The following is a 20,439-nucleotide window of genomic DNA, read 5'->3' as shown; positions in this document are numbered from 1 at the left end:
TGCAGAGGTGGCGGTCTTTTTCCACTGGATACCCTGATGCGCAGTCCCTATTGGTTGTTCCTCGTCCTGCTCCTGCTGCTTGGTGGCCTGCAGTATCGCCTGTGGGTGGGCAATGGCAGCCTGGCCCATGTCACCGAGCTCAAGCAACAGATCGCCGACCAGCACGCCGAAAACGAGCGTCTGCTGGAACGTAACCGTGTGCTTGATGCTGAAGTACTGGAGTTGAAAAAAGGTATGGAAACCGTCGAAGAACGGGCTCGCCATGAACTAGGTATGGTCAAGGAGGGTGAAACCCTCTACCAGCTTGCCCAATGAACCAGACCTTGCCGGCCTTCTGGGCCGTGATTCCCGCCGCGGGCGTTGGTGCCCGCATGGCTGCCGACCGCCCCAAGCAGTACCTGCAATTGGGCGGGAAGACCATTCTCGAGCATAGCCTCGACTGTTTCCTCGACCATCCCTGTGTCAAAGGGGTGGTGGTCAGCGTTGCCGTTGACGATCCTTACTGGCCCGGCTTGCGCTGCGCCAGTGACCCACGTATCCAGCGCGCCGCTGGTGGCCAGGAGCGCGCCGACTCGGTGCTCAACGCCTTGTTGCTGTTGCACGCCCAGGGCGCGGCGGACAGCGACTGGGTGCTGGTACACGATGCCGCCCGTCCGAACCTGGCACGCAGCGACCTTGACCGCCTGCTGTTCGAACTTGCCGACGATCCGGTAGGTGGCCTGTTGGCCGTGCCGGCCCGCGATACCCTCAAGCGCGCCGACGCCAAGGGGCGAGTCAGCGCCACCATCGACCGCAGTACCGTGTGGCAGGCTTATACCCCGCAGATGTTTCGTCTGGGCACCTTGCACCGGGCGCTGGCCGACAGCCTGGTGGCGGATGTGGCGATCACCGATGAATCCTCGGCCATCGAGTGGGCCGGGCAGGCGCCGCGCTTGGTTGAAGGGCGCAGTGACAACATCAAGGTGACCCGGCCGGAAGACCTGGAGTGGCTGCGTCAGCGCTGGGCCAAGCGCGGCTGAAGGTCTATCGCGGGCCAAGCCCGCTCCCACCGCCCCTGTGGGAGCGGGCTTGCCCCGCGATACTTTTCTAGGCCCCACGATACTCAGGCAACAACGCCAGCCCCTCACGCAAATAATCCACCAGCTTGCGCACCTTCGGTGACAAATGCCGTTGCTGCGGGTACAGCGCCCACACCGCGGTGTTGGGCGGTTGCTGGGCCTCAAGCAACGAAACCAGCGACCCGGTCTTCAGGTGCTCAAGCACGTAGTAGTCTGGTAACTGACACAACCCCATCCCCTGCAACGCCGCATCCAGCACCGCCTGGCCACTGTTGCAACGCCAGTTGCCTTGCACCCTGAGGCCTTGCTCACGTCCATCCTGCTGCAGCGTCCAGATATCCGAGCTGCCGATCAGGCAATTGTGCCGAGCCAGTTCCGACACGCTGTGCGGTCGACCATAACGCTCCAGATATGCCGGCGAGGCGCACAGGTACATGCGTCTTGGCGCCAGGCGCGTTGCAATCAGACGTGAGTCCTGAAGGCGGCCCAGGCGAATCGCCAGGTCCATGCCTTCGTGCAGCAAATCCAGTGTGCGGTTGCTCAGTTCGACATCGACCCGCAGCTGTGGGTACAGCGCCATGAAGCGTGTCACCAGCGGTACGATGAAGCGCTCGCCATAGGCCACCGCACAGGTCATGCGCAGCAAACCTTTGGGCTCGCTGGTGAGGTCGCCGATGGCGCGCAAGGCTTCCTCGCGGCCATCCTGCAGGCGCTGGCAATGCTGCAGGAAGGTCTGCCCGGCTTCGCTCAAGGTTACCTTGCGCGTGCTGCGATAGAGCAGGCGGGTTTGCAGGCGGTCTTCCAGGCGGGCGATCTGGCGGCTGATATGTGAAGAGGAAACCCCGAGGCGTTCGGCCGCAGCGGTGAACTGACCTGACTCGGCCACCGCGACAAATTCGTCGATGCCTTCCCAGCGGCTGCTCATTGATTATCCCTGTATGGCAATAATGTTTTGTCTTTGGCCTGATTATTAATCAAATGACGATGAATTACACTTCGAGCCTGAACTGACCCTTTGCTGGAGAAGATTAATGATCAAGTCCCGTGCCGCCGTTGCCTTCGAAGCCAAGAAACCGCTGGAGATCGTCGAAGTCGACGTGGCCATGCCCAAGGCTGGCGAAGTGCTGCTGCGCGTTGTCGCCAGCGGTGTCTGTCACACCGATGCCTACACCCTGTCCGGTGCAGACCCTGAAGGTATCTTCCCGTCGATTCTGGGCCACGAAGGCGGTGCCATCGTCGAAGCGGTGGGTGAAGGCGTCACCTCGGTTGCCGTCGGCGATCATGTGATCCCGCTGTACACCCCCGAGTGCGGCCAGTGCAAATTCTGCCGTTCCGGCAAAACCAACCTGTGCCAGGCCATTCGTGCCACTCAGGGCAAGGGTCTGATGCCTGATGGCACCACGCGTTTCTCCTACAAGGGTCAGCAACTGTTCCACTACATGGGGACTTCGACCTTTTCCGAGTACACCGTGCTGCCGGAAATCTCCGTAGCCAAGATCCAGAAAGAAGCGCCGCTGGAGAAGGTCTGCCTGCTGGGTTGTGGCGTCACCACCGGCATCGGTGCGGTGCTCAATACCGCCAAGGTCAAACCGGGCGATACCGTGGCCATCTTCGGTCTCGGTGGCATCGGCCTGTCGGCGATCATTGGTGCGGTCAAGGCCAAGGCGGCGCGGATCATTGCCGTGGACATCAACCCGGGCAAGTTCGAAATTGCCAAACAACTGGGTGCCACCGATTGCGTCAATCCAAAGGACTACGACCGCCCGATCCAGGAAGTCATCGTTGACCTCACCGACGGCGGTGTGGACTTCTCCTTCGAGTGCGTAGGTAACGTACAACTGATGCGCGCCGCGCTGGAATGCTGCCACAAGGGCTGGGGTGAGTCGGTGATCATTGGTGTCGCCGGCGCTGGCCAGGAAATTTCCACTCGTCCGTTCCAACTGGTGACCGGCCGGGTCTGGCGCGGTTCGGCGTTCGGCGGCGTGCGTGGCCGCAGCGAGCTGCCGAGCTACGTGGAAATGGCAGAAAAAGGTGAGATCCCGCTGGATACCTTCATTACCCACACCATGGGCCTGGAAGATATCAACAAGGCTTTCGACCTGATGCATGAAGGCAAGAGCATTCGCAGCGTCATCCATTTCTGAGGTTTGCCATGAGCCTGGAAAACATTTCCTGTCAGAAGAGTTTCGGCGGCTGGCACAAGCGTTACCGCCACCGCTCCGAGGTGCTTGGTTGTGACATGGTGTTTGCCGTGTACCTGCCGCCGCAAGCGGAGCAGGGCGGCAAATTGCCGGTGCTGTACTGGCTCAGCGGCCTGACCTGCACCGACGAGAACTTCATGCAGAAGGCGGGGGCGCACAAGCTCGCCGCCGAGTTGGGGTTGATCATCGTCGCCCCTGACACCAGTCCACGCGGACCTCAGGTGCCGGGTGATCCCGATGGTGCCTGGGACTTTGGCCTGGGTGCTGGCTTCTACCTCAATGCCAGCGAGCAGCCTTGGGCCCAGTACTACCGTATGCATGACTATGTCGTGCAGGAGCTGCCGAAGCTGGTTGAGGCGCATTTCCCTGCGTCAGATCGTCGCGGCATCAGTGGGCACTCCATGGGGGGGCATGGCGCGCTGGTCTGTGCGCTGCGCAATCCTGGGCGTTATCAGTCAGTGTCGGCGTTCGCCCCGATCAGCAACCCGATGGATTGCCCCTGGGGGCAGAAGGCGTTCTCCCGCTACCTCGGTGAAGACCGGGCGCGCTGGCGTGAATGGGATGCCAGTGTGCTGATCGCTGATGCTCAGGAGCGTTTGCCGTTACTGGTGGATCAAGGGGATCGTGACGATTTCCTCGAAAACCAGCTCAAACCCCAGGTATTGGTCCAGGCGGCGAAGGCGGCGGGTCACCCCCTTGAGCTGCGCCTGCAGCCAGGTTATGACCACAGCTACTACTTCATTGCCAGCTTTATCGATGAACACCTGCGCCATCATGGTGTGGCCCTGGGTTTGTTGTAGGGGCAGTCCTACAAATGAGCCCAAGGCCCGGCAAAGCAGGTAGAATCACGCCCTGACTCAATCAGGGCGTTTTTTTATGCGTATTGGCCACGGCTACGATGTGCACCGTTTCGCGGAAGGCGATTTCATCACCTTGGGTGGGGTGCGCATTGCGCACAAATTCGGGCTGCTGGCCCATTCCGATGGCGATGTATTGCTGCACGCCCTGAGCGATGCCCTGCTCGGCGCCGCGGCGCTGGGCGATATCGGCAAGCACTTCCCCGACACCGACCCGCAGTTCAAGGGCGCAGACAGTCGTGTGCTGTTGCGGCATGTGATCAACATCGTCCAGGCCAAAGGCTGGAAAGTCGGCAATGTCGACGCCACCATCGTTGCCCAGGCGCCGAAGATGGCCCCGCATATCGATACCATGCGCCAGTTGATTGCCGAAGACCTGCAGGTCGAACTGGATCAGGTCAACGTCAAGGCCACCACCACCGAGAAGCTGGGCTTCACCGGTCGTGAAGAAGGCATTGCCGTCCACGCTGTCGCCTTGTTGCTGCCAGCATGACCGAACTGGAACTTCTCGGCCCGCGTGCATCGGGTCCGGCGCTGGGCAGCGCGATTCTCAAGGCCACCGCCGAAGACTTCCAGGTTGACGAAGTCCTCGACATTCCCTTGTCCGGCAATGGTGAGCACCTGTGGCTGTGGGTCGAAAAACGCGACCTCAATACCGAAGAAGCTGCGCGCCGTCTGGCCCGGGCTGCTGGTGTGCCGCTACGCAACATCAGCTATGCCGGTCTCAAGGATCGTCAGGCCCTGACCCGTCAATGGTTCAGCCTGCACCTGCCAGGCAAGGCCGATCCGGACCTGAGCGCGGCGGAAAATGAAACCCTGAGCATCCTCAAGCAGGCCCGGCACTCGCGCAAGTTGCAACGCGGCGCCCATTCGGCCAACGGTTTCACCTTGCGCCTGACCGCTCTGAGTGCCGATCATGCGGCGTTGAATGCACGCCTGGAACAACTGCGCAGCCAGGGTGTTCCCAACTATTTTGGCACCCAGCGCTTCGGCCATGCCGGCGGCAATGTTCACGATGCCCGTGACTGGGCCGGGCGCCAGGCGCTGCCGGAACAGCGCAATGTGCGTTCACGGCTGCTTTCCAGTGCACGCAGTTATCTGTTTAACCAGGTGCTGGCGCAACGCGTAGCCGATGGCAGCTGGCAGCGCGCCCAGGTCGGCGACCTGTTGGCCTTTACCGACAGCCGTAGCTTTTTTCCGGCTGGCGAAGCGGAGTGTTCCGATCCGCGCCTGGCCATTCTTGACCTGCATCCCACCGGCCCGCTGTGGGGCGAGGGGCAGTCAGCCGCCAGCGGCGCCACTGGCGAACTCGAACAGCGCATCGGTGAGCAGCATGCGTCGTTGTGCCAGTGGTTGGCGCGGGCGGGCATGAGTCACGAACGCCGCATCCTGCGACTGCCCATTGGCGGTCTGACGTGGCATTATCCCGAGCCTGATATTCTGCAACTGGAATTCGTCCTTCCGGCCGGATGCTTTGCCACCGTGGTGGTGCGCGAGCTTGTTGATCTGGTGTCGGCAGGGCAGACGGACAGCCCATGCGTATTCTGATTTCTAACGACGACGGCGTTACCGCCCCCGGACTTGCCGCGCTGCATGCTGCGCTGGCGGACTATGCCGACTGTGTGGTGATTGCCCCGGATCAAGACAAGAGCGGCGCCAGCAGTTCCCTGACGCTTGACCGCCCCTTGTGCCCGCAGACCCTGGCCAATGGCTACATCAGCCTCAATGGCACGCCGACCGATTGCGTGCACCTGGGGCTCAACGGTCTGTTGGAACAGACACCGGACATGGTGGTATCGGGGATCAACCTGGGCGCCAACCTGGGCGATGACGTGCTGTACTCCGGTACGGTGGCCGCCGCGTTGGAAGGGCGCTTCCTTGGTGGTACTTCCTTCGCTTTCTCGTTGCTCTCGCGCCTGCCGGACAACCTGCCGACCGCCGCCTATATCGCGCGTAAGCTGGTCGAGGCGCACAAGACGCTGGAGTTACCGCCGCGAACAGTGCTCAATGTGAATATTCCCAATTTGCCGCTCGAGCATATCCGCGGTATCCAGTTGACGCGCCTGGGGCATCGCGCCCGCGCTGCGGCGCCGACCAAGGTGGTCAACCCGAGGGGCAAGGAGGGCTACTGGATCGCGGTGGCCGGTGATGCCGAGGACGGCGGCCCGGGCACGGATTTTCATGCGGTGATGCAGGGTTATGTTTCGATCACCCCGTTGCAGCTCGACCGCACGTTCAACGACGCTTTCGAGCGCCTGGATGGTTGGCTGGAGGGGCTGCTCTGATGCGTGAACAGGAGGATTTGATGCGCCATGGTATCGGTTTTACCTCGCAACGAACCCGTGAGCGGCTGATTCAGCGGTTGATCGAAGAAGGCGTGTCCAACCCCAAAGTGATCGATGTGCTGCGGCGTACGCCGCGTCACCTGTTTGTCGACGAGGCGCTGGCACACCGCGCCTATGAAGATACTGCACTGCCGATCGGCAACAACCAGACGATTTCCCAGCCCTTCATGGTCGCGCACATGAGTGAGCTGCTGCTGCAGGCGGGGCCTCTGGACAAGGTGCTGGAGATCGGCACCGGTTCGGGCTATCAGACCGCCATTCTCGCGCAACTGGTCGAGCGGGTGTTCTCCGTGGAGCGCATCAAGGTGCTGCAGGATCGCGCCAAGGAACGACTGACCGAGCTCAACCTGCGCAACGTGGTGTTTCGCTGGGGCGATGGCTGTGAAGGCTGGCCGGCACTGGCGCCTTACAACGGCATCATCGTTACGGCGGTGGCGCCGGAAGTCCCGCAGGCCTTGCTTGATCAACTCGCCCCGGGCGGGCGTATGGTCATTCCGGTGGGGCCGACAGGCGACACCCAGCATTTGATGCTGATCGTGCGTGAAGAGCATGGGTTTTCGCAGCAGGTGCTCGGCGCCGTGCGTTTCGTGCCGTTGCTGACCGGCCCGCTGGCCTGATCAGGACTTTTTTTCAGCACCAGCGAATTCCTCCGGTATTGCCCTGTCTATCTGGCGGGCTACCCTGTTCTGTCAGGGTTCACATTTTGCGCAAGCCTGGCATCCGCAAGGCGCATGTGCTCGGTTATAATTGAAACAATATTGCATTTTCGCAACAGTCACCATGAGAGGGAGCGGCGGGTGGGGCACACAATCAATCAGCAGCGCAGGGGATTTTCGAGCGTCAAGCTTCTGGTGATTGCACTTGCCGCGGGTTCACTGCTTTCGGGTTGTTCCAGCACGTCGACCAACAGTGCGCGAGTGGTCGATCGCAACGCGCCGGTGGCCAAGCGTCCTGTTACCACCAGTGGCCAGTATGTGGTGCGCCCTGGTGACACCCTGTACTCCATCGCCTTTCGTTATGGCTGGGACTACAAGGCCCTGGCTGCCCGCAACGGCATCGCTGCGCCGTATACCATCCGCCCAGGCCAGGCGATCCGCTTCGATGGCCGCACCAGTGGACCTGCCAGCGCGACCACCACCGTGGTCACCACTTCATCATCGCCTTCGAGTAAAACCACGATCACCACGCGTCCGGCCGGCACTCCAGCCAAGCCTGCGACAGCGCCTGTGACGACTCCCGTGACATCCACGCCAGCGCCTGTAGTAACCACTACCGCGCCGGCTCAGGTGCCTGCTGCCGAGCGAGCCGTAGGCGGTTGGGCATGGCCGGCCACGGGTGTGCTGATTGGGAAATTTGCTTCAAACGGCAGTTTGAATAAAGGCATTGATATCGCCGGTGATTTGGGACAGCCTGTTTTTGCTGCGTCTGATGGTTCAGTTGTCTACGCCGGGAGTGGCTTGCGGGGCTACGGCGAGTTGGTCATCATCAAGCACAGCGACACCTACGTCAGTGCCTACGGTCACAACCGCAGGCTTTTGGTTCGGGAGGGACAGCAGGTCAAAGTTGGGCAGACAATTGCCGAAATGGGTTCCACGGGCACAGACCGGGTGAAGCTGCATTTTGAGATTCGCCGCCAGGGCAAACCTGTTGATCCGCTGCAATTCCTGCCGCGTCGTTGATTGCTAGTACCCGGCCTGTTCCTCGCGTAGAGGGGACAGGCTCCAGCGTTGCCAAGGATATCGGCGCCGCTCGAGTCTGAGTTCGAACTCAGCAAAGGACTATAACAATGGCTCTCAGTAAAGAAGTGCCGGAGTTTGACATCGACGATGAAGTGCTCCTGATGGAGACGGGCATCGTTTTGGAAACGGATGTGGTGTCAGACGAACCTGCTGTATCTTCGGTTCGGACCAGGGCCAAACAAGGCTCTACGCTCAAGCAGCACAAGTACATCGATTATACCCGTGCGCTTGATGCAACCCAGTTGTACCTCAATGAAATCGGCTTTTCGCCTTTGCTCTCGCCAGAGGAAGAGGTTCATTTTGCGCGCCTTTCGCAAAGTGGCGATCCGGCCGGGCGCAAGCGCATGATCGAGAGCAACCTGCGTCTGGTGGTGAAAATCGCCCGGCGTTATGTGAATCGTGGGCTTTCGCTGCTGGACCTGATCGAAGAGGGCAACCTGGGGTTGATTCGCGCGGTCGAGAAGTTTGACCCTGAGCGTGGTTTCCGTTTCTCTACCTATGCCACCTGGTGGATCCGGCAAACCATCGAACGGGCAATCATGAACCAGACCCGCACGATTCGCTTGCCGATTCATGTGGTCAAGGAGCTCAACGTTTACCTGCGCGCGGCACGCGAACTGACCCAGAAGCTCGATCACGAACCGTCCCCGGAAGAGATCGCCAGCCTACTGGAAAAACCAGTTGGAGAGGTCAAGCGCATGCTCGGGCTCAACGAGCGTGTATCGTCGGTGGATGTGTCCCTGGGGCCGGACTCCGACAAGACCCTGCTCGATACCCTGACCGACGACCGCCCTACCGACCCTTGCGAGCTGCTCCAGGATGATGACCTGTCCCAGAGCATCGACCAATGGCTGAGCGAGCTGACGGACAAGCAGCGCGAGGTGGTGATTCGCCGTTTCGGCCTGCGTGGGCACGAAAGCAGCACCCTGGAAGATGTCGGGCTGGAGATAGGCCTGACCCGTGAACGGGTTCGCCAGATCCAGGTAGAGGGCCTCAAGCGCTTGCGTGAGATCCTCGAGAAGAATGGCCTGTCCAGTGAGTCGCTGTTCCAGTAAGCACTGCTTGTAGCAAAGAACGCCTCGACATGATCGAGGCGTTTTTGTTTGTGTACGAAACAGGCCACAGGGAGGCATTTCCTGTTGTTGCCTGGGAAACATCCGGGTTTAGTCGAAAGCCTCAATTGCTGTTGGCACAGTTGTTTTCCGTGTAAGCCTTCGCTTACCCGTTATGTAAGTCATCGCTATAGGTTTTAGTAAAACGTTGTCGTTTTCACTGTGGTTGTTTTTGTAAGTTATTGATAAATAACAAATCTATTGTTTGTTTCAGATACATTTCTGCAGCTTTTTGAGAGCTTTGACCTGTTGAAGGAAATACTGCAGACGCTAGTATCTCAACTGTGTCTACGGACTGACACAGGCTCTCAAGGATGAAGGCCAGGGACATCGCAGGATGCGATTCATCAGGATGATGAAAGGGAACAAAGGGACTACGGAAAAAATGTGGGCGGGTTAAACCGCCCCTTTTTTTGCCTGCAATAAACATGAAAAAAGGCCCTTGAAGGGCCTTTTTTATTGATCCGGAGCGCTTAACGCTCCAGGTCGGCGATCTTGCCTGGTTTGCCATCCCACTCTTCAGCGTCCGGCAGGGCATCCTTACGCTCGGTGATGTTTGGCCAGATCTCTGCCAGCTCGGCATTGAGCTCGATGAAGTTCTCCATGCCACTTGGCACTTCGTCTTCCGAGAAAATGGCTTGGGCAGGGCATTCAGGCTCGCACAGTGCACAGTCGATGCACTCATCCGGGTGAATGACCAGGAAGTTCGGGCCTTCGTAGAAGCAGTCCACCGGACAGACTTCTACGCAGTCGGTGTACTTGCACTTGATGCAGTTGTCGGTGACGACGAAGGTCATTTCTAATTCTCTCCTCAGGCGACGGCAGCGATACCCTTCCAGACAGGGTCGCTCGGTTTGGTCGTTCGGCTGCAAGCCAGGCTAGTAACCTGCAGCACCGCCAAACCGCGCGGGATTCTATCAGCTTGTGCGGGCTCGCGTTATAACAGAGTCTTCAGTGTATAGAGCATTTCGATAGCTTGACGCGGCGTCATGTTGTCCAGGTCGAGCTTCCCGAGCTTCTCGATGGCCGGGTGAGGCAGGCTGGCAAACAGGTCGCTCTGGTGCGGAACATCTGGTGCACCCTTGGGCACTGCAGGCATTTCATGCGGCAGGCTGGCGGTTTCCAGCCGGCCCAGGTGTTCGCGCGCGCGCTGGATCACCGGCGTCGGTACGCCCGCCAGTTGCGCCACGGCCAGGCCGTAGCTCTGGCTGGCAGGGCCCGGCAGCACATGGTGCAGGAACACGATGCGCTCGTTGTGCTCGGTGGCGTTCAAGTGCACGTTGGCCACCAGAGGTTCGCTCTCCGGCAGCACCGTGAGTTCGAAGTAGTGAGTGGCAAACAGCGTGTAGGCGCGCAGTTGCGCCAGACGTTCGGCAGCGGCCCAGGCCAGGGACAGGCCGTCGAAGGTACTGGTGCCACGGCCGACTTCGTCCATCAGCACCAGGCTGCGATCGGTGGCGTTGTGCAGGATGTTGGCGGTTTCGCTCATTTCGACCATGAAGGTCGAGCGCCCGCCAGCCAGATCGTCGCTGGAGCCGATCCGGGTGAAAATGCGGTCGACCAGCGACAGCTCGCAGCTGGCTGCCGGTACGAAGCTGCCGATATGCGCCATCAGCACAATCAGGGCCGTCTGGCGCATGTAGGTGGATTTACCGCCCATGTTCGGGCCGGTGATCACCAGCATGCGGGTGTTGTCGTCCAGTGCCAGGTCGTTGGCCACGAACGGCGTGGTCAGTACCTGCTCGACCACCGGATGGCGACCCTGGCTGATGCGCATGCACGGCTCGTCGACGAAGGACGGGCAGTTCAGGTCCAGGTTCAGCGCACGCTCGGCGAGGTTGCTCAGCACATCCAGCTCAGCCAGGGCCGCGGAGGTGTCTTGCAGGGGCGCCAGATGACCGATCAAGGTTTCCAGCAGCGCGTCGTAGAGCATCTTCTCGCGGGCCAGGGCGCGACTCTTGGCCGACAGCGCCTTGTCTTCGAAGACTTTCAGTTCCGGGGTGATGAAGCGTTCGGCACCCTTGAGCGTCTGCCGCCGAATGTAGTCGGCAGGCGCCTGTTCGGCCTGCTTGCTTGGCAGCTCGATGAAGTAGCCATGCACACGGTTGTAGCCGACCTTGAGGTTGGCCAGGCCGGTGCGGGCTTTTTCCCGCGCTTCCAGATCGATAAGGAACTGACCGGCGTTCTCGCTCATGGACAGCAGTTCGTCCAGTTCGCTGTCGTAGCCGGTTTTCAGCACACCGCCGTCACGGATGACCGCGGGCGGGTTGTCGATGATGGCTTTTTCCAGCAGGTCGGCCAGTTCCGGGTAGGTGCCGGTGATGGCCGCCAGGCGCGCCAGGTGCGGTGCTTCGAGCTCCGCCATGGCGTTTTGCAATTCAGGTAGGGCGCCCAAGGCATCGCGCAGGCGCGCCAGGTCTCGTGGACGGGCGTTGCGCAGGCCGATACGAGCAAGGATCCGTTCGAGGTCGCCGATTTCCTTGAGCTGCGGCTGCAGTTTTTCAAAGCGGTAGCTGTCGAGCAGGCAGCGAATCGAACCCTGGCGCGCCTGCAGCACTTTCAGGTCACGCAGCGGACGGTTCAGCCAGCGGCTCAGCAGACGGCTGCCCATGGCGGTCTGGCAACGGTCGATGACCGACTGCAAGGTATTGTCGCGACCGCCGGCCAGGTTCACATCCAGCTCGAGGTTACGGCGGCTGGCGCCGTCGAGCACCACGGTATCGTCCAGGCGTTCATGCTTGAGGCTGCGCAGGTGCGGCAGGGCAGTGCGCTGGGTTTCCTTGGCGTAGCCCAGCAGGCAACCGGCAGCGCCGATGGCCAGGGTCAGCTTCTCGCAGCCGAAGCCTTTGAGGTCCTGGGTTGCGAACTGCTGGCAAAGGCTCTTGCGTGCCGAGTCGCGGTCGAAGTCCCACGGTGCACGGCGGCGGGCGCCACGGCGTTTTTCGGCCGGCAGGCCTTGTGGCCAGTCATCCGGGATCAGCAGCTCGACCGGATTGATGCGTTCAAGCTCGGCCAGCAGGTTTTCCCAGCCCTTGATCTCCAGCACGGTGAAGTTGCCGCTGGTGATATCCAGCACGGCCAGGCCGAACAGGCGCTCGTCACCCAGTACGGCGGCGATCAGGTTGTCGCGGCGCTCATCGAGCAGCGCCTCGTCGCTGACTGTGCCCGGGGTGATGATGCGCACCACCTGGCGCTCGACCGGGCCCTTGCTGGTGGCCGGGTCGCCGATCTGTTCGCAGATCACCACCGATTCGCCCAGCTTCACCAGCTTGGCCAGGTAGCCCTCGGCCGCGTGGAAGGGGATACCGCACATGGGGATCGATTGGCCCGCCGATTGCCCGCGGGCAGTCAGGGTAATGTCCAGGAGTTTTGCGGCCTTCTTCGCATCTTCATAGAAGATTTCGTAGAAGTCGCCCATGCGGTAGAACATCAGTTGATCCGGATGCTGGTTTTTCAGCTTCCAGTACTGCTGCATCATCGGGGTGTGTGCGGAAAGATCGCTCATTACAGAAACTTGGCTCGCAGTGTCGTTTAGACCAAAGGCAAGCGGGCAATGGTACAGGGATTTTGTCTGCGATGCCGAGGCGAACAGCCGCGCGCGACCATTTGTCCATGCATTTTCGTGCATATTGGCATTTGCATTTCGTATCAAGCGATTGCATTATGCAAATTATGCAAAAACGCAACGTAGCATCCGTCTTGAGAGCACTGCTCGACCGTCACGGTATCTCCCCCACGGAGCTGCACCGGCGTACTGGCGTGCCGCAATCCACCCTGTCGCGCATTCTCAGCGAGAAGATCGTCGATCCTTCCGACAAGCATGTGTCGAAGATCGCTGAGTATTTCGGGGTAAGTACCGATCAACTGCGTGGTCGCGTCGAGCTCGGTGAAAGCCGCCAGGCCGCGCCCGGGCGCAGTCATGCCGAGTTGCGCGATATCAGCCTGTGGGATGACGACACGCCCGTCGAGGACGACGAGGTATCCATTCCGTTTCTTCGCGAGGTCGAGTTGGCAGCAGGATCAGGACGATTCGTCATTGAAGAAAGCGAGAAGGCCAGCCTGCGCTTCGGCAAGCGCAGCCTGCGTCACAACGGCGTGCAATTCGACCAGGCCAAATGCGTCACCGTACGTGGCAACAGCATGTTGCCAGTGTTGCGCGATGGCGCCACGGTGGGCGTCAACGCCGGCAAGAGTGGCATCGGCGATATCGTCGATGGCGACCTGTACGCCATCAATCACAATGGTCAACTGCGGGTGAAACAGCTGTATCGCCTGCCTACCGGCATACGCCTGCGCAGCTTCAACCGCGATGAACACCCGGATGAAGACTACAGCTTCCAGCAGATGCAGGAAGAGCAGATCAGCATTCTCGGTCATGTGTTCTGGTGGGGCATGTACGCCCGCTGATTCACATCCCGACAACCAGAAAACCCGCTTCGGCGGGTTTTTTTTCGTCTACTGAAAAGCACTCCAGGCCCCACGGCATAAGGCCTACATGCATATTCGCATTTTCCTATGCATAAATATTTCCACAAATGCATTGACTGCATATGCATCAATGCATAATCTTTGTCTCAAGCCGGTCGACACCGGCAGTGACAAAGGCAGCGATGGACAGGCCTGAACTGTTCAGAGGGTTGGCAACTGGCCCGGGTGTGCAGCGTAAAGCACCACAAGCAGTTATCCGGCGGGCAGGCGGCCGCGGTCGGAAGAACAATTTGAAGCGGAGTTGCCCGGGCACCAGTCGTGGCGGGCGGTTCGACAACGCATTACTGAAAAGCCTGGGCGACCGGGCTTTTTGGAATGCCGGGTTATCGGTTCTACAACACACGCCGCAGGCAAGGTGCCGAGCGGAACTACTCAAGGAGACAGGACAGTGACAAACGAGCAACAGACGTTACTGGAAATGCCGATCTGGCTGGTGATCGTCCTGGCCTTGCTGGGCGGCATTTCCGGAGAAATGTGGCGCGCCGACAAGGCCGGCGCCCGAGGTTGGGCGCTGGTCCGGCGTCTGCTTTTGCGCTCAGGGGCCTGCATGGTCTGCGGGGTGTCCACGGTAATGCTGCTGTATGCCAGCGGCATGTCGATCTGGACTGCCAGTGCTTTTGGCTGCCTGACCGCGATGGCAGGAGCCGATGTGGCGATCGGCTTGTATGAGCGTTGGGCGGCGCGGCGGCTGGGGGTAGAGGCGCAGGACTTCAACAAACCTGCCAGCAAGGAGGAGCAATTGTGAACGAGCTGACGACTTTGCATGAGGCTATCACTGCCAGCATCAAGCTCGCTTTGCCTGTGCTCGAAACCGTTGAGGCCTATGTGCCTGCTAACCAAAGCACAACATTGCCAGCACTGTTGCATGCCATCACCGGCCTGAAGCCGGGCATTGATCCTGGCGATGGCCGCTCCTGCATCGTGGCGACTTTCGAGGCACGCATCCTGGTCGATAGCAACCTTCCACAGGCGTCTTTGCAGGCCGTTACCCTGGCAACTCAGCTGGCTGTACTGCTGCGCAAGCAGTTCTGGGGGCTGGATTTCGTCGAGGAGACACAACAGGTGCAGGCCCTGCCTGTTCTTGCCATCCCGGCTTCGCCCGTTGCGGTCGAATGGCGGGTGCAATGGGAGCAGGTCTTGCACCTGGGAAGCGTGCAATGGCCGTGGGCCGATGAGCCGGGGCCGTTGGCTTTCGCCTTCAGCCCCGACACCGGCCTTGGTAATGAAGGCAGTTACCAGTCACCGGGGGACCTGGCATGAGCTACGCCAGTGCAGCCCATGACCGCATGTTGGCGGCATTGATCATCCCTTGTCGGGTGGTTGCGGTCGATCTTGCCGCTGCCAAAGTACGGGTTTCCGACGGCGCCGGCTGGACCAGCACCTGGGTCCGCTGGCACAGCCTGGCCGCTGGCAAGACGCGGCATTGGCGATCGCCCAGCCTTGATGAGCAAGGTGTGCTGGTCAGCCCGAGCGGTGAGCCCGCGCAAGGTACTTTCATACCCGGTCTGTACGGAAACGCCGGCGATCAACCGGACAACCGCGACCATGTCGAGGTCTGGCGCTTCGCCGACGGCGGCTCGCTGGTCTATGACTGGCAGGCCAGCAGCTACACCATCGAGCTGCCCGGCGGCACCCTGACTCTAAAAGTCGGTGGCAGTTCGGCAGTGGTCACCGCCGACTCCATTGTTGCCCAAGCCACCAACATTTCCCTGACCGGTGAGGTGCAGGTCAACGGGATGCTACGGGTAACCGGCGACATCCTTGGCGGCGGCAAGATCATCGACACCGGCGGCAACACCGCCAACCACAAGCATTGAACCCAGCCCGCCGACGCGGGCTTTTTTACGCCTGGAGAAATCATGGCCACGCTAATGAAGGAGTAAGCCGATGATCGGAGTGAATCGCCGAACCGGTGCATCGCTGTCGGGCATCGAGCATGTGCGCCAATCCATTGAAGACATCCTGACCACACCGCTGGGCAGCCGGCGCATGCGTCCGGCCTATGGCAGCGCGCTACGACGCTTTGTCGATCTGCCGGTCAATGACGGCTGGAAAAGTGCGGTGCAGGCCGAAGTGGCGCGTTCCCTCGCACGCTGGGAGCCACGCCTGAAACTGGAGCGGGTCCGGGTGCTGGCGGTGACGGGCGGGCAGATCAGCCTGCAGCTCAGCGGACAGTACCTGGGCGATAGCCAGTTGTTGGAGGTGACGGCATGAGCAGTCTGGATCTTTCGGCGCTGCCCGCGCCGCAGGTGCTGGAAGACCTCGATTTCGAGACCATCTTCCAGGAGGACCTGGCGACCTTCCGGTCGCACATGGGCGACAACTGGGACGCGTTGCTGGAGAGCGACCCGGTGACAAAACTGCTGGAAGTCGGTGCCTATCGCAAGCTGCTCAACCGGGCGCGGGTCAACGATGCCGCCAAGGCGCTGTTGCTGGCGTATGCGCAAGGCACAGACCTCGATCAACTCGCCGCCAATGTGCGTCTTGAGCGCCTGGTGGTGCAGGCCGAGAACCCGGGTACGGTACCGCCGACGCCAGAGGTTCTCGAAGAGGATGATGCCCTGCGTGAGCGGATTCAGTTGGTCTATGAAGGTTTGACCACCGCAGGGCCACGCAACAGCTACATCCTGCATGCCCGCAATGCCTCCGGCCAGGTGGCCGATGCTACTGCGCAGAGCCCGTCGCCAGCGGTCGTGGTGGTGACGGTGTTGGCCCTGGAGGGCAATGGCGTGGCGGCTCCTGCATTACTGGAAACCGTGCAGGCCCGGCTCAACGATGACGATGTGCGCCCGGTGGCTGACCGCCTGACCGTGCAGAGCGCCGAAATCCTGCCGTACCGTATCGATGCCGTGGTGCATATGAGCGGCAATGGTCCGGAAATTGAAGCGACCCTGGCCGAATGCAATCGCCGTCTGCAAACCTGGGTCAATCCCCGCCGGCGCCTTGGCGTTGAAGTGGCGCGCTCGGGGGTGGATGCCCAGTTGCATATCAATGGCGTCAGCCGGGTCGATCTGAACAACTGGACTGATATCCGCCCGAGCATGGCGCAAGCGGCCTGGTGCGAAGGCATCAGCGTGACGCGGGGGAGTTGAGATGAACAGCTTGCTCCCGCTCAACAGCACCGCGCTTGAACAGGCCATCGAAGCCGCTGGTGCTGAAGTTACCGAGATACCGCTACGCGCCCTGTACAACCCGGACACCTGCCCGGCGCACCTGCTACACCAGCTGGCCTGGGCCTGGTCGGTGGATCGCTGGGACGAAACCTGGCCGGAGGCAATCAAGCGCTCGGTGATTCGCTCGGCGTTCTACGTGCATGCGCATAAAGGCACCATCGGCGCGTTGCGCCGGGTGGTGGAGCCGTTTGGTTACCTGATCGAGGTGGAGGAATGGTTCCAGGCCCAGCCTCAGGGCGTGCCGGGCACCTTTGCGTTGAAGATCGGTGTGTCCGGCGAGGGAATTAGCGAGCAGACCTATCAACAGCTTTCATGGCTCATTGACGACGCCCGGCCAGTGAGTCGGCATCTGACAGGGCTGGTTATCAGTCTGGAAAGCACAGGGGTACTGCATATGACCGCCTCGGTCTTCGACGGCGACGAACTCGACGTCTACCCCCCACAAGCTGCTGACATCGAGGTCACTGGCACAATTGGGCGCGGTGGACGCGAGCACATCATTGACTATCTGGACGTTTATCATGGTTGATCAAACTTCTCAGTTTTACGCGATCCTTACCGCTGTAGGGGCTGCGAAGCAGGCCAATGCGGATGCACTGGGCATCCCTTGGAAAATCACCCAAATGGCGGTTGGCGATGGCAACCCGGCCGGATTGGATAACCCGGCGTTGCCAATGCCCGATGCCAGCGCACGAGCCTTGCTCAATGAGTGGCGCCGAGCGCCATTGAACCAGCTTAAAGTGGACGACAAGAACAGCGCGGTCATCGTCGCTGAGCAGGTGATTCCGGCCGATGTGGGGGGGCGCTGGATTCGCGAGCTGGCGCTGTACGACGCAGACGGTGACATGGTCGCGCTAGCCAACTGCGCACCGACCTATAAACCATTGCTCAATCAGGGCTCCGGCCGTACCCAGGTGGTGCGGATGAACTTGATTGTGAGTAGCTCCAGCAATGTGCAGCTCAAAATTGACCCAAGTGTTGTATTGGCAACCAGGGAATGGGTGACCGAGGAACTGGCCAGGCAGGATTTCAAACATTCGGTGATGGCCGCCACCACTGCGGCCATCACCTTGAGTGGGCTGCAGACGGTCGATGGTGTGGCCCTGCCCGCCGGTGCGCGTGTCCTGGTGAAGAATCAGTCTGCGGCCAAAGACAACGGCTTGTATCTGGTAGTAGCAGGCAGTGCTTGGACGCGCTGTAGCGATGCCGATACCAGCACCAAGGTTACGCCTGGTCTATTGGTGCAAGTGGAAAAGGGGGCTGTCAACGGTGACAGTGCCTGGCAGTTAGTGACCGACGGGCCGATTGCCCTAGGTGTTTCGGCGTTGGTCTTCGAAATGGCATTCGGCCGAACCGGTGTTGCGGCTGGCACCTATCGTAGCGTTACAGTGGATGTTTGCGGCCGTGTGGTGGCAGCAACCAGCCCTACTACAGTCGCAGGTTATGGGCTGACCGATGTATATACCAAGTCCCAGACCGACCAAATGTTGGTTCTCAAAGCGCCCTTGGCCAGTCCGGCGCTCACCGGGGTGCCCACTGCGCCTACGGCTGCGGCGGGAACCAACACCAATCAGTTGGCGAACACGGCGTTTGTGCAGGCGGCAGTCAAGGCGTTGATCGCATCGTCACCCGCTGCACTCGATACCTTGAGCGAGCTTGCGGCAGCATTGGGCAATGACGCGAATTTTGCAGCGACCATGACCAATGCTCTGGCGAACAAACAGCCGTTGAACACAGCGCTTACTGCAATGTCTGGGCTGAGTATCGCCGCGAACCAGATGATTTACAGCACTGGTACCAATCAGTTTGCAATGACGCCATTGTCGGCATTCATGCGCACCCTGCTGGATGACGCGACTGATGTAGTCGCTCGGGCAACGCTAGGCGCGGCGGCGGTATCTCATAGCCATACAATGACTGATATCGCAGGCCTTGCCGCAGCCCTCAATGCGGTGAGTGGTCTGAACCAAGGGGTTGTTACTCAAGACCCGGATTTAGCGGTGAATCAGGTCATTTTGTCCAATCATGCCAAGACACCAGATGCCAGATATCACTGGCACATCACAACAACCTTCTATTCGACTATCTCGAATACAGCAAATCGTTCGCAGTTGGCAATTCAATACAACAATGGCAACGCCGTTTACGCCCGTAGCTGTTATGAGAATGTATGGACGGGCTGGACACGGCTCGATGGTGGGTTACCTACCGGTAGCATTGTCTACGTTTCTGGTGCCGTACCGCCGGAGGGATATCTCAAAGCCAACGGTGCGCTGCTAAGTCGTGTCACCCACGCGAATCTATTTGCTGTAATCGGAACTACCTACGGTGTTGGTGATGGCAGCACTACTTTCGGTCTGCCGGATCTTCGCGCTGAGTTTATCCGTGGCCTTGATGATGGGCGCGGCATAGACCCTGGCCGCCTGCAGGGTTCTGCACAAGCGTCCCAGAACCTGAGCCACGGTCACATTGCAACAATTGCAGCGGACGGTGCACATACTCATACCGTCTCCGGTACCACTGCTAGTGGGGGGGAGCATACCCATCCACTGCCAAACACTACCGATGCGCGTACAACAGGTACCCCGGTCAACTCTGCCGGTGGGGCTGGTGCCCCGGTTGTTTCTACACTTAGTGCCGGTGCACATACCCATACCTTTAACGGTACCGCTTCTAATGGGGGCGCGCATACCCACGTCGCGACGATCGCCGCAAATGGCGGTATCGAAGCGCGTCCGCGCAACGTAGCGCTACTCGCATGCATCAAGTACTAAGGAAGCCACAGTGAACGCACCTACGATCTACAACGCGCACCCGCTGACGCTGGAGTGCATCGGCCAGGGACTCGCAGATCCAGACCCACTAGATAGTGGTAACTGGTTGATTCCAGCTTTTGCGTACATTGATGCACCTCAAGAACCAATCCCAGGATTTGCCGTCATTCGTGACGTAAATCGCAATACCTGGGTTCAGGTGGAGGACAATCGGGGTACGGTATATGACGTTGCAACGGGTGCACCCCAAGAGTATACGGCTTTGGGCCCCCTGCCACTTGAGCTGACCTATCAGCCGTTCCCGGGGGCGTTCCACGATTGGGATGGCAATGCTTGGGCTCTTGATCCCGAGGCACAGCATGCAAGTGAGCTGGCTCAAAAACTGACCCAGCGCAATGAAAGACTCAGTTCAGCCTCGATGCGCATTGCACCATTGCAGGATGCTGTCGATCTCGGTGAGGCGACGGAGCAAGAGCAGATGCTGTTGCGTGCCTGGAAACGCTACCGGATTGAACTCGGACGACTGGAGCAACAGCCGGGCTTTCCGTTGTCTATCGAATGGCCATTAAGCCCTGAGTATGCTGTCGAACAGCCCCTGTTAACTGATCAGACTCAATAAAGCCCCGCACCGACGGGGCTTTTTCTTATCCGCAACAAACCCTTGAAGGCCCCGCACTGCGGGGCCTTCGCCT

Annotated in this window: 23 protein-coding genes; 19 read left to right on the top strand and 4 right to left on the bottom strand. The window is 60.2% G+C overall.

Going from position 1 to position 20,439, the window contains the following annotated elements; all coding sequences use genetic code 11:
• Positions 1–36 precede the first annotated feature (36 nt).
• Positions 37–315 (top strand): cell division protein FtsB, encoded by a 279-nt coding sequence (gene ftsB, locus ACVI9W_RS06650; protein WP_038613966.1) that lies wholly within the window; start codon positions 37–39, stop codon positions 313–315.
• The gene (ispD, locus tag ACVI9W_RS06645) at positions 312–1,019 is read left to right on the top strand and encodes a 2-C-methyl-D-erythritol 4-phosphate cytidylyltransferase (protein ID WP_038613964.1); all 708 of its coding nucleotides are present in this window, start codon (positions 312–314) and stop codon (positions 1,017–1,019) included. Before ftsB ends, ispD begins: the two co-directional genes overlap by 4 nt.
• Before the next feature lie 67 nt (positions 1,020–1,086).
• Here ispD and ACVI9W_RS06640 read toward each other — a convergent pair whose 3' ends face one another.
• A complete protein-coding gene (locus ACVI9W_RS06640) occupies positions 1,087–1,983 on the bottom strand; it encodes a LysR substrate-binding domain-containing protein (RefSeq protein ID WP_461529546.1) in 897 nt (298 codons plus the stop codon).
• 106 nt (positions 1,984–2,089) lie between these two features.
• On the opposite strand from ACVI9W_RS06640, the gene ACVI9W_RS06635 reads away from it, so the two are divergent.
• The 8 genes from ACVI9W_RS06635 to rpoS all read left to right on the top strand — a co-directional run bounded on the left by ACVI9W_RS06635 (position 2,090) and on the right by rpoS (position 9,255).
• Positions 2,090–3,202: an S-(hydroxymethyl)glutathione dehydrogenase/class III alcohol dehydrogenase gene (locus tag ACVI9W_RS06635; RefSeq protein ID WP_038613959.1), complete on the top strand. Its 1,113-nt coding sequence runs from the start codon at positions 2,090–2,092 to the stop codon at positions 3,200–3,202.
• Positions 3,203–3,210: 8 nt separating this feature from the next.
• Complete coding sequence (gene fghA, locus ACVI9W_RS06630) at positions 3,211–4,059, top strand: S-formylglutathione hydrolase (RefSeq protein WP_461529545.1); 849 nt, start codon at positions 3,211–3,213, stop codon at positions 4,057–4,059.
• A gap of 76 nt (positions 4,060–4,135) precedes the next feature.
• Positions 4,136–4,609 (top strand): 2-C-methyl-D-erythritol 2,4-cyclodiphosphate synthase, encoded by a 474-nt coding sequence (gene ispF, locus ACVI9W_RS06625; RefSeq protein ID WP_461529544.1) that lies wholly within the window; start codon positions 4,136–4,138, stop codon positions 4,607–4,609.
• Positions 4,606–5,664 carry a tRNA pseudouridine(13) synthase TruD gene (gene truD / locus ACVI9W_RS06620; protein ID WP_461529543.1) on the top strand — a complete coding sequence of 353 codons (1,059 nt, stop codon included), beginning with the start codon at positions 4,606–4,608 and terminating at the stop codon, positions 5,662–5,664. Before ispF ends, truD begins: the two co-directional genes overlap by 4 nt.
• Positions 5,652–6,401: a 5'/3'-nucleotidase SurE gene (surE, locus tag ACVI9W_RS06615; RefSeq protein WP_038613949.1), complete on the top strand. Its 750-nt coding sequence runs from the start codon at positions 5,652–5,654 to the stop codon at positions 6,399–6,401. The genes truD and surE overlap by 13 nt, the downstream gene beginning before the upstream one ends.
• 20 nt (positions 6,402–6,421) lie before the next feature.
• Complete coding sequence (locus tag ACVI9W_RS06610) at positions 6,422–7,078, top strand: protein-L-isoaspartate(D-aspartate) O-methyltransferase (RefSeq protein WP_461529542.1); 657 nt, start codon at positions 6,422–6,424, stop codon at positions 7,076–7,078.
• 180 nt (positions 7,079–7,258) lie between these two features.
• Positions 7,259–8,140, top strand: a complete 882-nt coding sequence (locus ACVI9W_RS06605; RefSeq protein ID WP_038613945.1) for a peptidoglycan DD-metalloendopeptidase family protein — start codon at positions 7,259–7,261, stop codon at positions 8,138–8,140.
• 107 nt (positions 8,141–8,247) lie between these two features.
• The gene (gene rpoS / locus ACVI9W_RS06600) at positions 8,248–9,255 is read left to right on the top strand and encodes an RNA polymerase sigma factor RpoS (RefSeq protein WP_038613944.1); all 1,008 of its coding nucleotides are present in this window, start codon (positions 8,248–8,250) and stop codon (positions 9,253–9,255) included.
• Between the two features lie 214 nt (positions 9,256–9,469).
• On the opposite strand, the gene ACVI9W_RS06595 is transcribed toward rpoS, so the two are convergent.
• The 3 genes from ACVI9W_RS06595 to mutS form a co-directional block, all read right to left on the bottom strand.
• Entirely contained in the window at positions 9,470–9,823 is a 354-nt protein-coding gene (locus ACVI9W_RS06595; protein WP_461529541.1) for a hypothetical protein, read from the bottom strand.
• Positions 9,786–10,109: a ferredoxin FdxA gene (gene fdxA, locus ACVI9W_RS06590; RefSeq protein ID WP_003252355.1), complete on the bottom strand. Its 324-nt coding sequence runs from the start codon at positions 10,107–10,109 to the stop codon at positions 9,786–9,788. Before fdxA ends, ACVI9W_RS06595 begins: the two co-directional genes overlap by 38 nt.
• 140 nt (positions 10,110–10,249) lie before the next feature.
• Positions 10,250–12,817, bottom strand: coding sequence for a DNA mismatch repair protein MutS (mutS, locus tag ACVI9W_RS06585; RefSeq protein ID WP_461529540.1), 2,568 nt, complete (start codon positions 12,815–12,817; stop codon positions 10,250–10,252).
• Between the two features lie 158 nt (positions 12,818–12,975).
• On the opposite strand from mutS, the gene ACVI9W_RS06580 reads away from it, so the two are divergent.
• The 9 genes from ACVI9W_RS06580 (at position 12,976) to ACVI9W_RS06540 (ending at position 20,366) form a co-directional block, all read left to right on the top strand.
• A complete protein-coding gene (locus ACVI9W_RS06580) occupies positions 12,976–13,719 on the top strand; it encodes a LexA family transcriptional regulator (protein WP_461529539.1) in 744 nt (247 codons plus the stop codon).
• A gap of 469 nt (positions 13,720–14,188) precedes the next feature.
• The gene (locus ACVI9W_RS06575; RefSeq protein WP_422417545.1) at positions 14,189–14,545 is read left to right on the top strand and encodes a phage holin family protein; all 357 of its coding nucleotides are present in this window, start codon (positions 14,189–14,191) and stop codon (positions 14,543–14,545) included.
• Positions 14,542–15,060, top strand: a complete 519-nt coding sequence (locus ACVI9W_RS06570) for a hypothetical protein (protein WP_461529538.1) — start codon at positions 14,542–14,544, stop codon at positions 15,058–15,060. Before ACVI9W_RS06575 ends, ACVI9W_RS06570 begins: the two co-directional genes overlap by 4 nt.
• Positions 15,057–15,617, top strand: coding sequence for a phage baseplate assembly protein V (locus ACVI9W_RS06565; RefSeq protein WP_461529537.1), 561 nt, complete (start codon positions 15,057–15,059; stop codon positions 15,615–15,617). Before ACVI9W_RS06570 ends, ACVI9W_RS06565 begins: the two co-directional genes overlap by 4 nt.
• A gap of 70 nt (positions 15,618–15,687) precedes the next feature.
• Positions 15,688–16,014, top strand: a complete 327-nt coding sequence (locus ACVI9W_RS06560) for a GPW/gp25 family protein (protein ID WP_422417539.1) — start codon at positions 15,688–15,690, stop codon at positions 16,012–16,014.
• Complete coding sequence (locus ACVI9W_RS06555; RefSeq protein ID WP_461529536.1) at positions 16,011–16,892, top strand: baseplate assembly protein; 882 nt, start codon at positions 16,011–16,013, stop codon at positions 16,890–16,892. Before ACVI9W_RS06560 ends, ACVI9W_RS06555 begins: the two co-directional genes overlap by 4 nt.
• Before the next feature lies 1 nt (position 16,893).
• Positions 16,894–17,502: a phage tail protein I gene (locus tag ACVI9W_RS06550; RefSeq protein ID WP_461529535.1), complete on the top strand. Its 609-nt coding sequence runs from the start codon at positions 16,894–16,896 to the stop codon at positions 17,500–17,502.
• On the top strand, positions 17,495–19,747 hold the full coding sequence (locus ACVI9W_RS06545; protein WP_461529534.1) for a phage tail-collar fiber domain-containing protein: 2,253 nt from the start codon (positions 17,495–17,497) through the stop codon (positions 19,745–19,747). Before ACVI9W_RS06550 ends, ACVI9W_RS06545 begins: the two co-directional genes overlap by 8 nt.
• Before the next feature lie 10 nt (positions 19,748–19,757).
• Positions 19,758–20,366, top strand: coding sequence for a tail fiber assembly protein (locus ACVI9W_RS06540; protein WP_461529533.1), 609 nt, complete (start codon positions 19,758–19,760; stop codon positions 20,364–20,366).
• Positions 20,367–20,439 lie beyond the last annotated feature (73 nt).

The sequence above is a fragment of the Pseudomonas sp. 210_17 TE3656 genome (assembly GCF_054821965.1).
This window is presented reverse-complemented; position numbering and strand designations above follow the sequence as displayed.